At 44.8% G+C, this 12,361-nt stretch carries 10 protein-coding genes and 1 tRNA gene; all 11 read right to left on the bottom strand.

What is annotated here, in order from left to right; genetic code table 11:
• Nucleotides 1–64 precede the first annotated feature (64 nt).
• The gene (locus KNP98_RS04035) at nucleotides 65–2,248 is read right to left on the bottom strand and encodes a glycoside hydrolase family 57 protein (protein ID WP_214765399.1); all 2,184 of its coding nucleotides are present in this window, start codon (nucleotides 2,246–2,248) and stop codon (nucleotides 65–67) included.
• A 35-nt stretch (nucleotides 2,249–2,283) separates the two neighbouring features.
• The gene (locus KNP98_RS04030) at nucleotides 2,284–3,006 is read right to left on the bottom strand and encodes a DUF4912 domain-containing protein (protein WP_214769929.1); all 723 of its coding nucleotides are present in this window, start codon (nucleotides 3,004–3,006) and stop codon (nucleotides 2,284–2,286) included.
• A gap of 108 nt (nucleotides 3,007–3,114) precedes the next feature.
• Nucleotides 3,115–3,777, bottom strand: coding sequence for a phosphate signaling complex protein PhoU (phoU, locus tag KNP98_RS04025; RefSeq protein ID WP_088836587.1), 663 nt, complete (start codon nucleotides 3,775–3,777; stop codon nucleotides 3,115–3,117).
• A gap of 16 nt (nucleotides 3,778–3,793) precedes the next feature.
• Nucleotides 3,794–4,570: a phosphate ABC transporter ATP-binding protein PstB gene (pstB, locus tag KNP98_RS04020; protein WP_239456901.1), complete on the bottom strand. Its 777-nt coding sequence runs from the start codon at nucleotides 4,568–4,570 to the stop codon at nucleotides 3,794–3,796.
• 94 nt (nucleotides 4,571–4,664) lie between these two features.
• Entirely contained in the window at nucleotides 4,665–5,573 is a 909-nt protein-coding gene (gene pstA / locus KNP98_RS04015) for a phosphate ABC transporter permease PstA (RefSeq protein ID WP_088836585.1), read from the bottom strand.
• Between the two features lies 1 nt (nucleotide 5,574).
• The gene (gene pstC, locus KNP98_RS04010) at nucleotides 5,575–6,516 is read right to left on the bottom strand and encodes a phosphate ABC transporter permease subunit PstC (protein ID WP_088836584.1); all 942 of its coding nucleotides are present in this window, start codon (nucleotides 6,514–6,516) and stop codon (nucleotides 5,575–5,577) included.
• A 95-nt stretch (nucleotides 6,517–6,611) separates the two neighbouring features.
• On the bottom strand, nucleotides 6,612–7,556 hold the full coding sequence (locus KNP98_RS04005) for a PstS family phosphate ABC transporter substrate-binding protein (RefSeq protein ID WP_088836583.1): 945 nt from the start codon (nucleotides 7,554–7,556) through the stop codon (nucleotides 6,612–6,614).
• A 224-nt stretch (nucleotides 7,557–7,780) separates the two neighbouring features.
• Nucleotides 7,781–9,853, bottom strand: coding sequence for a peptidoglycan D,D-transpeptidase FtsI family protein (locus KNP98_RS04000; RefSeq protein ID WP_214765401.1), 2,073 nt, complete (start codon nucleotides 9,851–9,853; stop codon nucleotides 7,781–7,783).
• A 144-nt stretch (nucleotides 9,854–9,997) separates the two neighbouring features.
• On the bottom strand, nucleotides 9,998–10,606 hold the full coding sequence (locus KNP98_RS03995; protein WP_088836581.1) for a superoxide dismutase: 609 nt from the start codon (nucleotides 10,604–10,606) through the stop codon (nucleotides 9,998–10,000).
• Nucleotides 10,607–10,699: 93 nt separating this feature from the next.
• Nucleotides 10,700–12,160, bottom strand: coding sequence for an alpha-amylase (locus tag KNP98_RS03990; RefSeq protein WP_088836580.1), 1,461 nt, complete (start codon nucleotides 12,158–12,160; stop codon nucleotides 10,700–10,702).
• Nucleotides 12,161–12,275: 115 nt separating this feature from the next.
• Nucleotides 12,276–12,349: transfer RNA gene (locus KNP98_RS03985), tRNA-Ile, on the bottom strand.
• Nucleotides 12,350–12,361 lie beyond the last annotated feature (12 nt).

Here is a 12,361-nt window from a genome sequence, read left to right as displayed (position 1 = left end):
TTGCTTTACATAAGGTTAAGCATACTCAAGTATCGTACCAAGAAAGGAACGGAATTGCAACTGTTCATCCGTTCTTTTTCTGAATCGCCAATTGTTCGTATGGTTTTTCAAGGTTCACTTGGAATTCAAGCGGTTTTTGAGCAACATGATAATCATTTTCGATTCCTTGTCTCGCTTCTTCACGTTCTAAATAAATCAATTGTGAATGACGAAGTGCTTCGCCCTCTAATCGTTTAATCGCAACAACTAAACCACCGCTACTCGCTGGAGAACGTTCACTCTCAAGATTGTACACATTGCTGACAAGCGGCAACTGATTGATCTCAGCAAACGATTGAGCAGCCGACGCCGTCTCCATCGTAAAGTTATGGACAAGGCGGAATTCTACGATTTTATGCAGGGCTTGCGCTTGACGCAACACGGCAAGATTTAATCCGGCCAACTGATTGTAAGTCTGAACGAGCGGTAGGCCCGTCATGCGGACGCCGTAAATATGAACGCCATCTTCAAATCGATAAGCCGTCTCATTTTCTGTGATGACATAGACATTTTCTCCCGCTCCTGCCAATCGCTTCGCAAACTCAGCAATTGGTCGGTTCGAATCTTGGTAATCTTTTGCGACGAGTAAAATCGCGGCATCGTTCCATGACGTTTCACGTTGCACCGCAACATAGTAATCATGCGTCGTCAAATAGACGTCTGGTTCGATGTCTGTATCCGCTAAGAAGGGATATTCGGCATAACGCGTTTCAAGCCAGTCGGTCGTTAATTCTCCAGCGTCAAGTAACCGCTCCGTTTCTTCAAATCGCTTAATATGTTCACGGAATCGATTTGCCGCATATTGTGCCGTCGTCTGTCCATCGAGAATGAACGGCCAGTCGCTCGAAACCGCGAGCAAGTATTCACGAATCAATTGACGTTTTGCTTTGACCGTCAAACCATCTTGATGACGATTACGCGCCATGACACCGGCTAATCGTTTTTCAAGTTGATGCAAGTGACGAATCATCCAGTCGTTCCGTTCATTGATCCACACATCCGCATACCCTTTCCGGCCCCATGTCCCCATTGCGACGTGCACCGTCTCGATGTCGCCAAAATGACGCTCGAGGAACATTGTAGGTGAAATCGATTCGACCCCAACATCTTCAAGTCGTTCCATGGCTTTACCGAGGAAGTCCGGTCCCTCAAACCACCAATGACCAAATAATTCCGCGTCAAATGGCGCTGTGACAAGAAACGGCGGGAAGTCTTGTCCACTGTGCTGGTCAAGATGCTCCGCCAATGCTTCCGCAAAGTCAGCTGCATGCTCATCCGTTTGTTTCCAAGCCCAGTCGCGGACATAAAAAGCCTTTTGATCGGACTCTCCTGTAACACGATGTAATTTTAAGCCCGTATCGTAGCGGAGTCCTTCAGGATGCATGAATTCTGCAATTTGGTCCCACTCCCGATCATAGGCAAGATCGCGGTAAAATTCACGATAGTTCGGGTGTCCCGGATAACCAATGACAGAACTCCAAATGCGTCCAGAAATGATTTGATCGCGCGGAAACAGTGCAACACCATGTGGCGAATAGACCGGTGCGCCGATGCCGTGTTTCGGAGCAGGATCAGCGTTTAAGATGGAATGTTCGTCTACGAATGTATAACGAATCCCCTCTTCGTACATGATTTTATCAAGACCTGGTGTGTAGGCACATTCCGGCATCCATAGCCCCGTCGGACGGAATCCATAATGACGTTCGAAACAGTTTAATCCAGTTTGAATCTCTGACCGGGCAGCTTGCTCTGATAACATATGCGGACTGAAACCATGCGTTGCCGTACAGGTCATCAATTCAAGGTAACCCGCTTCTTTATAATGACGGAAGGCATGGTTTAAATCGCGACCCCAATGTTCGAATGTATTTTTTAAGTCACGGTACCGTTCTTTGTAGAAAAGCAGGGCATCCCGTTCTTCCGCCACTAAATCGCGGTCAAGTTCTTGATCAATTAAGCGTAATGTATCATCTAAATGCTCTACATAACGTTCTTGAATCAGTGAATCCGCAAGCATTTCAATGACGGGTGGAGAAATACTAATCGTCCATCCGAGCGGACGCTCCAGACGATCAATTTCCCATAATAACGGAATATACGTTTCTGAAATCGCTTCGTACATCCAACGCTCTTCTAGACGATGAGCTTCCTGATGACGAATATAAGGTAAATGGGCATGTAAAACGAGTGAAAAATAGCCTTTGCGCATGTTTTCTCTTCCTCTCCTTCTTTCTATCTTTTAGCTCAACGAATTCGGTCGAAATAAGAATACGGTCGTAAAACTTCTACCCATTCCGGTTGCTCGACTTCTCCATTTTGCCAACGAGCGACGACTTCAGCGAATCGCCCTTCAACGACAGGTTCGTCACGCGGCGTCTCGACCGGCTTCGAACGTAGTACCGGAACAAAGTCACCATCAATCGTTTGAATTCCCCATTCGATGATGTATGTAGTGTTTGGGGATAACGGACGAACGAACCAAGAGTTCGTCATTTCCGGCAGTTCAAATTGATACGTCCGGTTCGCTTCACCTTTTTCATACTCGACTAACGTCACATCAATGATTCGAAGTTCTTTACGGAATGAATCGAACGCTGCATGGTAATGCGTCTCTAACATTTTACGAGATAACTCCGAGAGCTCCCAGTACACGTACAATGCCGTCGGCGATTGAACGATGGCATGCATGATGTCATCTTCATAGTGCGTCGCCATCCCGAATGCATCCCGTTCAAGCGATGGTATGGCGATGACAGCAGGAACGATTTCATTCGCAGCCACTTTCATCGATGGAGTGGTTTTCTGTTGTTTTTTAGGAGTTGCTGTTTTTTTGTCCGTTGGTTCTGAAAGTGATTTTCGGTACTTACTCCACGCATATTTCACTTTCCCTTCCGTCGACTCTAATTTCTCAGCGATTTGTTTTGTCGTCAGTCCTTGTTCTTTTAATTTTATGATTTTATCAAGCATTACCTATCACCTCTTTATCTTTATTCACTTCTTTCCTATTCTACAAACTTGTTTCAAATTCCTTTACGAAAAAAAGTAGGTCGAGGATTTTCCTCGTACCTACTCAAGTTAGTTATTTAAGTCGTAGTGTTTCCCTTTTTCGAGATAGATGAGGTGCTCCCCGACGTTCGTCAAATGGTCGCCCATCCGTTCGATGTAGCGACAGATGTTCGTAAACTGCATGATTTCATCGACAACAATCGGTTGCAATGACATATGGCGCATGTATTGGCGAAGCGCTTTATATGTCGTCTCATCAATGATGTTGTCGAGATCGGATAACGCTTTTGCTTTTTCGATATCACCATCGCGATAGGCGACGATGGCTGTTTCCGTCATATCAAGCAATGTTTCAAACGCTTCTTTTAGAAGCGAGATGTCGATGACATAAGGAAATGTTTCGACACGTAAAACCGCTTTCGAGATGTTTCCGGCATAATCGGCAATCCGCTCTAAGTCTGTTGCGATTTTCATCGCTGTCACGAGTCGACGTAAATCCGTTGCCACTGGTTGTTGTTTCGCAATCAAAAGAATCGCATCATCATTAATTTCAAGTTCCAGCGCATCAAGTTCGTTATCATTTTCAATCACTGTACGCGCGATGTCGAGATCGTATTTTTCAAGTGCTTCTGCTGTCGTCGCAATCTGTTGCATCGTCTTGCGGGCAAGAAGAAAGACTTTTTGATCGAGTACTGCTAGATTTTCTCCAAAAATCGTACGGTGAGCTGCCATTGAAAGTTCCTCCTAATTATCCGAATCGTCCTGAAATATAATCCTCTGTCCGCTTATCACTCGGATTCGAGAAGATACGATCCGTTTGATCAAACTCCACTACTTCTCCGTTCAAGAAGAATGCCGTCTTATCTGAGACACGTGCTGCCTGTTGCATATTATGCGTCACGATGATGATCGAGTACTCTTTTTTCAACTCCTGGACGAGTTCCTCGACTTTGAGTGTCGAAATCGGGTCGAGTGCTGAAGTTGGCTCATCCATTAAGATGACATCCGGTTCGATTGCAAGGCACCGCGCGATACAAAGACGTTGTTGTTGCCCACCTGATAATCCGTAGGCATTTTCATTCAGACGATCTTTGACTTCATCCCAAATCGCCGCACCTCGCAAGCTACGTTCCACGATTTCATCTAAAATCTTTTTGTTTTTGACACCGTGGACACGTGGTCCGTACGCGATGTTATCGTAAATCGATTTCGGGAACGGGTTCGGTTGCTGAAAAACCATTCCGACGGACGTCCGTAATTCTTCCACTTCATATTCTTTATCGAAGATGTTCCGGCCGTTATATTCGATGACACCGTTCGTCCGTACGATTGGCACGAGCTCGACCATCCGGTTCAAGGTTTTGATGAATGTCGATTTCCCGCACCCAGACGGTCCGATGATTGCCGTGACTTCGTTTTGTTTAATATCTAAGTTGACATCTTTTAAGGCGTGGTCATCGCCGTACCATAAGTTTAAATTGTCGACACGGTATACACTGTCTTGCGCAGCTACTGGTTGATTCATAGTTGTTGCCCCTTCTTTCTCGGCTGTTTTTGTCGTCAGCTTCGTATCCATCATCTGTGTTCCTCCTTAAAAACGATTCAGCACACTCCTACGATTAATAACGTTTAGAAAAACGATTTCGAATCCAGATTGCAAGTGAGTTCATTGTCAATAAAATCACCATCAAGACAATGATTCCTGCTGCAGCAAGACCTTGGAAATCAGCTTGCGGACGGCTTGTCCAGTTATAAATTTGAATCGGCAACGCCGTAAACTCTGAAAAGATCCCTTCTGGTGCACGGGCGATGAAGATGGCTGCTCCGACCATGATAAGCGGTGCTGTTTCACCAATCGCACGTGAGACAGCTAAGATGATTCCCGTAATGACACCTGGAAGTGACGCCGGTAAAACGACTTTGAACGTCGTCTGCCATTTCGAGGCACCAAGTGCCAGTGAAGCATGACGCATCGCTTGCGGCACGGAACGAATCGCCTCTTGCGACGATACGATGACGACCGGTAAGCTCATTAACGCGAGCGTCAACGCTCCAGCAATCAATGTTGAACCGAAGCCCATATTCCGGACGAAGAATGTTAAACCGAGCAAACCGAAAACGATTGAAGGTACGCCTGCCAAGTTCGAGATGTTGACTTCGATGAACGATGTCATCCGCCCTTTTTTCGCGTATTCCTCTAAATAAATCGCAGCTCCGACACCCATGATGAAAATCATTGGAACGATTAAAAGCATTAAGAAGATCGTACCCATCAGTGCAGGATAGATTCCAGCGCGTTCTGGACGTCGTGATGGGCCATTCTGAAGGAAATCAAGCGATAACCATGCAGCACCATCACGGAGTACGCCGACAAGAAGAATACCAAGAACGACGAGACCAAATAGGAGACCAATCAAGAAAATCACTTTCGTCACATTGTTGACGACAAGACGCTGACTGATTGATTTTTTTACTGCAACTGGATCAATGAACTTTTTTTGTACAGGTTGTTTTTCTGGTAAGGCCATCTTAATACTCCTCTCTGAAACGACGCGTAATCCAGTTCGCGAGGAGGTTCATCACAAGTGTAAAGACGAACAACAGCGTACCGACAGCGTAGATACTATAATATTCAACGGTTCCATATCCCGCATCACCAAGCGCGACTTGAACGATATAAGCTGTCATCGTTTGGACAGGTTCAAGCGGATTGACGGTTGCAGTAGGATTTGATCCCCCGGCAATCGTCACAATCATTGTTTCACCAATCGCACGAGACATCCCTAGGACGATCGACGCGATGATACCTGAAAGTGCTGCCGGAACTACGACTTTTAAAGCCACTTCAAGGCGTGTCGAACCAAGTGCGAGTGCACCGTCACGGATTTTTTTCGGGACAGAACTCATCGCATCCTCAGAAATCGAGGCAATCATCGGGATGATCATGATTCCGACGACAATCCCTGGGCTGAGTGCGTTGTAAATCGCAAGACCGGGAATTAACTTTACGAGTAGAGGTGTGACGAACGTCAACGCGAAGAAACCGAAGACGATTGTCGGGACACCTGCTAAGACTTCAAGAATTGGTTTTAACACACGACGTGCGCGCTCTGACGCATACTCACTTAAATAAATAGCAGATGTGAGTCCGATCGGCACGGCAACTAGCATCGCAATCACGGTAATCTCAAGTGTTCCGACGACGAGCGGCCAGATTCCGTACTCTGGAACCGAGTTCAACGGGTACCAGCTCGTACTACCGAAAAATTCTTTGATTGAGACGACTTCAAAGAAATGTTCCGTTTCGATGACTAACGTGAGAATGATGCCAATGGTCGTAACGACCGAAGCAAACGCACATAAAAATAAGATGATTGGCATAATTCGTTCCATGATGTTTTTCATACTGAATTTTTGTTTTCGGTTCTGTTGAATCAGCTCGCGAACCGAGTTTTTTGATGATGAATTCATCCTTCTTCGCTCCCTACTTCATCATTCCTACATAAGAACGGGACTTAAAAAGGGAGAGATTCCCCCCTTTTTAAGTCACCCTCCTATTCGGATGTTTATTTCATTGCATCTTCGATTGCTTTTGCATTTTCGTCATAACGCTCTTGCTTCATTTTGACGTAACCGACTTCTTCCGCTAGATCACCGGCATTTTCATTCGTAAATTTCACGAAGTCAGCGACTTGTTTTTTATCAGTGAGTGATTTGTTGTTTACATACGTGTAGATTTCACGTGATAACGGATATGAAAGATCGTTGATTGTTTCTGGTGTTGGATCAACAGCATCTTTTCCTTCAGCCGATAACGGTACTTCTTTTAACTTATCTTTGTTTTCAGCATAGTACGCATAACCAAAGTAGCCGATTGCGCCTTTTGTTCCTTCGACACCTTTAACGAGGACGTTATCATCTTCAGAAAGCTGGACGTCTTTACGCATATCTTTTTCATCCATTACTTCCTCATTGAAGTAATCGAATGTACCTGAGTCTTTACCAGGGCTGAAGAATTTGATTGGTTCTGCTGGGTAAGATGAATCGACATCTTTCCATGTTTTGACGTTCGGATCCTGCCACATTTTATTGAGCTGGTCAATCGTCAATTCCTTGACCCATGTGTTTTCTTTACTTACTGCAACTGTTAATCCGTCAAGCGCTAGTGCCATTCGTGTATATTCAATTCCATTTTTTTCTGCTTCTGCTGCTTCTTCTTCTTTGATTTCACGTGAAGCGTTCGAAAGATCTGTTTCACCGACGACGAAGCGTTTAAATCCGCCACCTGTCCCAGACACACCGACCGTTACGTTTACATCTGGCTGTTCAATCGAATATTCTTCTCCGACTGCTTCCATGATTGGAAAAACTGTTGACGATCCATCAATTGCAATCTTTCCTGAAAGATCCGACGAACTCGAAGAGCTGCCTTCGTCATTTCCGCATGCTGCACCGACTACTGCGATTGAAGCTACTGTTGTGATAAGTGCTGTTTTTTTCATCCAAGACATGATTAAATTTCCTCCTCGAAGTATGTCGCTTATACCAATACGACTTTTTATCCGTTTCCCTTACAAGACTTATAATACGGATGAACTATTAAAACGAAATGAATCCAACGTAAAAGAATTGTAAAGGCTTGTTTTTTGCAGTTTACAATTCAAAATACATTATAAAAAAAGGTCAATCCAAATAAAAAAAACGAAGATGAGTTTCCTCACCTTCGCTCTTCTAGTTAATTTGGCTTAGTCTGCCACGGAATATCTTTTACATTGAAGTACGCCTTCACTAAATCATGCCCAATTTTCGAGTTGACCGTTTCTTGCTCCATATATGGAAGGAACACGGCCCAAGCAATCTCTGGATTATCATACGGCGCCCAACCGACAAGGTTCGAGTTTAATGAACGAACCGGCTGACCACTGCTGTCACGTAACGCAATCCCGTCTTCACCATATACGCTTACCTGTGCCGTACCTGTCTTAGCCGCCGCATCGATTCCTGTCAGCGCAATTACTTTAGAAGTCCCGCGCTCTCCTTTGACGACTCGATGTAATCCTTCACGGACGTGATCAATGTTGTCTTGGCTGACTTCGATTCGGTTCAAGTAATTTGTTTCGAAGCTATACTCGACTTGTTTTGTTTCTTCTTCAATTGAATTCGATGCGAGCACTTCTTTTAAAAAATGTGGTTGAACACGATAACCGCCGTTCGCGAGTGTTGAGATATACTGCGCGACTTGTAACGGAGTGAACGCGTCATATTGCCCGATGACACGGTCCATCAAGAGCGTGACGCGGTCCGGTGTCCCTTGCACACCTTTCGCTTCGTACGGTAAATCAATCCCAGTCGTCACGCCGAGCCCGAACTGGCTGTAATAGTTTTGCATGATGGCTGCAGCAGCATCGACGCTCGCCCCTGCAATCCCATTACTCGGATAATTTGCCATCCGCATTGCGATGTTGAACATATATACGTTTGACGAGCGTTCGAGCGCCGTCAAATCCGTAATCGGCCCCATGTTGACGTAAGAAGCCTTCTTCGTCCCACCGATTGTAATCGGCGCATCATTGATGACTTCATTTTGACGAATGACGCCTTCTTCAAGTCCCATTGCAACCGTCGCCCCTTTAATCGTCGATCCGATTTGGAGTGAGGTCAGAACATTATTGATTGCGACGTCACTGAATTTATTCGTCGCCGTATCGAGTTTTTGTCCCGACATCGCTAAAACTTCACCCGTTTGCGGGTTCATCACGACCGCATAACCTTCTTTAAGATAGCCGCTTCCCATGCCGCGACCCATCTTGATCGCTTGTTGGAGGATTTGATCGACCTGTTTGTTGTATTCCGCGTCAACCGTCAGAACGAGGTCTTTTCCAGACTCTCCTTCTTCGCGGTTCGGCTCACCGACTGGTTCGCCGTTAAACGTCTCATACACATCATATGCCGGTTTACCGCGTAGTAAATCTTCATATTGTTGTTCTAAAAACGATGTTCCGACCCGATCGTTTAAACTGTACCCTTTTGCCTTGTATTCCGCTTGTTGCTCAGCAGGAATCTTCGAGTACTTTCCGAAAATGTTCCGGAGCGTTCCTTCATATGGATAAGATCGTTCATAGAACGGTTCCACAGAAACACCTTTTAGGTCTTCGAGATTTTCGTCAATGATCGCCATCTCTTTTGCCGTCGCACCAAGCTTGACGAGTTGTGGATCAAGCGCATACCCGACTTCCATATTGTGTTTGATTGCGACGATTTCCATTGTTTTATCATCATAATCAATATCTTTCTCTGTAATTGTATCGAGCATGACTTGATTCTCTTCAGCAATCGATAACTTTTTTCGTTCTTCCAATGTCGGATACTTTTCTTTCATGACAGCATCAAAACGACGTTTCGACTCTTCTGTATTGGTCGCGATCCAGTAATCTTTTAAGTCACGTTCCGTTACCTTCCAATCATCTTTCGGTAAATTGATGATGGCAGCGAGACGTGAAGCTGTTTCAATCCGCTCATCGACCTTTGTATTTTGCGAGCGTCGGTAGACAATTGAATATTTTGAAATCGTATCGACGAGCAATCGTCCATCGCGGTCATAAATTTTCCCGCGTGGTACTTCATACTTGGAAGCGATCATCTCTGTTTTTTGAACTTCTCGTGAGATTTTTTCACCATTGACAATTTGGACGACACCAAGTCGGAAAATCAAAATCGCAAATAATAAAAAAACAACAAAGAACATTAAATTTAATCGAAGCGGCAAGTGGTTACGCCGTCTTCCTCTTACCGTGATTCGTTTCGCCATGGCGTACTCCCCTATCGTTCAAAAAGTCATCTTTGTTCATTATATAGAAGGAAACAATCCATAACAACCTATCCCATCATTTTCCGCATTAAAAAAAGAACCGTGCCCTCTTACCGGGGACACGGTTCTAGCATTTAAAAACGATTATTTTGCGTCAGCGTAAAGCTTGGCAACGTGATCCCAATCAATGACATTGAAGAATGCATTGATGTAATCCGGACGACGGTTTTGGTAGTTCAGGTAATATGCATGCTCCCAAACATCAAGTCCGAGAATTGGCGTTTTACCTTCCATGACTGGTGTATCTTGGTTCGGTGTCGAAACGACAGCAAGTTTGCCACCTTCGACGATGAGCCATGCCCAACCAGATCCAAAGCGTGTTGTAGCTGCTTTAGCGAAAGCATCTTTGAATGCATCGAATGAACCGAATGCTTCATCGATTGCTGAAGCGAGTTCGCCTGATGGTGCAGCACCGTCGTTCTTTTTAAGCAATTTCCAGAAGAATGAGTGGTTCCAATGACCGCCACCGTTGTTGCGAACTGCTGTTTGAATGTCAGCAGGAAGCGCATCAAGGTTTTGAAGCAACTCTTCTAATGATTTCCCTTCGTGTTCCGAGCCTTCGAGCGCCGCGTTGACGTTCGTGACGTAAGCATTATGGTGTTTCGAGTGGTGAATCTCCATCGTACGAGCATCGATATGTGGCTCAAGCGCATCATAAGCGTAGCCGAGTTCTGGTAATTCAAATTTTGACATTTTCATGTCCCCCTTTATCCTATTTTCGGAACTTCAATACCTTTTAAGACTAGCAAAAATGACGGGTATAACGCAAGTAATGACCCTTACATTTTATTGTTCATCGCGTGGTGCGAATACAGAGACACCACCACCCGGAACAGGGAAAACACCAAATCCTTCTTCATCGATGACGACAGGCTCATCTTGGTGATTTGTGTAATCGAACCATTCTTCACCAGCACGATCTTCTCCGACGAACATCCGTTTTTCACACATGTCTGCATTTGACAATAGTACGGCACAACCCGAGTTCGGGAACTCTTCGACTCCGTGACGGACCCAACCGACACAGTGTGGATCATCGAGATAATCTTCTTGTTTCCCGTATGCTTTATGGTAGCGGGCGTACAGCAATGCATCGATCATCTCTTTTTTACCTTCGACTGGATGTGGTCCTTGTACACCGTAATAATCGCCGTAAAAGACACACGGATAACCGTCTTTACGAAGGAGAACGGATGCGTAAGCATGTTGTTTAAACCAATCATCGACCCACGACTCAAGCGATTCGCCTGGTTGCGAATCATGGTTGTCAACGAATGTAACAGCATTCGTCGGATGCGACTCAACAAGTGTATCTGCGAAGAGCATCGTCAAATCAAATTTTTTCCCCTGTTCTGATGCTTCGTGGAACTTATAATGAAGCGGAACATCGAATAAATCAATTGTATAGTCGACGCTATCTAAGAAGTGACGACAATCATCTAAGTCAGATTTCCAAAATTCACCGACCATATAAAAATCTTCTGGATTTTCACCCATCATTGATTTCGCGAATTCATTGACGAATTCGTAATTGATATGCTTGATTGCATCGAGTCGGAATCCTTGGCAATCGAGTGTATCCTTGAACCAGTGCCCCCAGTCGATCATTTCCTTGCGGACTTCAGGATGATTGTAATCGATGTTCGCAAACATCAAGTAATCATAGTTCCCGAATTCGCTATCGACTTGGTTGTTCCAGTCTTTATTTTTTCCGGAAATTTTGAAGACGCCGGTTCTTTCTTCTCGCGCATCAAAATCCGTTCCGTTAAAGAATTCATGATTCCAAACAAAATCAGAATACTTCCCGTCACGTCCTGGGAAAGTAAATTTTGTCCATGCATCGATTTCGAATTCTTCTGAAATTTCTTTCGACCGATCTTCTGGGTTAACTTCGACGACATTAATCGTCTCCAGTTCATCTGCTGCCGCCTTATGGTTCATGACGACATCGGCATAAACAGCGATATCATTTTCATGTGCCACTTGAATTGCTTCAAGTAGTTCGTCTTTCGTCCCGTATTTCGTCCGAACCGTTCCTTTTTGATCGAACTCACCTAAATCATAAACATCGTATATCCCATACCCTGTGTCTTCATCTGATTGCCCCTTAGAAGCTGGTGGAATCCAAACAGATGTGATGCCTGCAGCACGAAGCTCCGGCGCTCTCTCTTTTAAACGTTGCCAATGCTTCCCATCATTTTCTACATGCCACTCGAAAAACTGCATCATTGTATGGTTACGTTCCATCTCTCTTCGCTCTCCCTCAATTACTATAGTATGAATATTATTACAATATCTTTAATATTCCCCAAGCGAACAAAAATAAACGCACACCCCTAAACAGGAGTGTGCGTTTCTTAAATGGACCCTGCAGGACTCGAACCTGCGACCGGACGGTTATGAGCCGTCAGCTCTAACCAGCTGAGCTAAGGGTCCTTAAGTAAATAG

The sequence above is a fragment of the Exiguobacterium sp. s127 genome (genome assembly GCF_018618695.1).
In the GTDB taxonomy this organism is placed as follows: domain Bacteria; phylum Bacillota; class Bacilli; order Exiguobacteriales; family Exiguobacteriaceae; genus Exiguobacterium_A; species Exiguobacterium_A oxidotolerans.
The sequence above is the reverse complement of the archived record's forward strand: the minus strand, read 5'-3'. Positions and strand labels throughout refer to the sequence as shown.

Coding starts and splice junctions, on each gene's coding strand:
- KNP98_RS04030 (WP_214769929.1), bottom strand. CDS start 3,006: ATGCTTGATAAAATCATAAAATTAAAAGAACAAGGACTGACGACAAAA.
- phoU (WP_088836587.1), bottom strand. CDS start 3,777: ATGGCAGCTCACCGTACGATTTTTGGAGAAAATCTAGCAGTACTCGAT.
- KNP98_RS04000 (WP_214765401.1), bottom strand. CDS start 9,853: ATGGCGAAACGAATCACGGTAAGAGGAAGACGGCGTAACCACTTGCCG.
- pstB (WP_239456901.1), bottom strand. CDS start 4,570: ATGAATCAACCAGTAGCTGCGCAAGACAGTGTATACCGTGTCGACAAT.
- KNP98_RS04005 (WP_088836583.1), bottom strand. CDS start 7,556: ATGTCTTGGATGAAAAAAACAGCACTTATCACAACAGTAGCTTCAATC.
- pstC (WP_088836584.1), bottom strand. CDS start 6,516: ATGAATTCATCATCAAAAAACTCGGTTCGCGAGCTGATTCAACAGAAC.
- KNP98_RS03990 (WP_088836580.1), bottom strand. CDS start 12,160: ATGGAACGTAACCATACAATGATGCAGTTTTTCGAGTGGCATGTAGAA.
- KNP98_RS04035 (WP_214765399.1), bottom strand. CDS start 2,248: ATGCGCAAAGGCTATTTTTCACTCGTTTTACATGCCCATTTACCTTAT.
- KNP98_RS03995 (WP_088836581.1), bottom strand. CDS start 10,606: ATGTCAAAATTTGAATTACCAGAACTCGGCTACGCTTATGATGCGCTT.
- pstA (WP_088836585.1), bottom strand. CDS start 5,573: ATGGCCTTACCAGAAAAACAACCTGTACAAAAAAAGTTCATTGATCCA.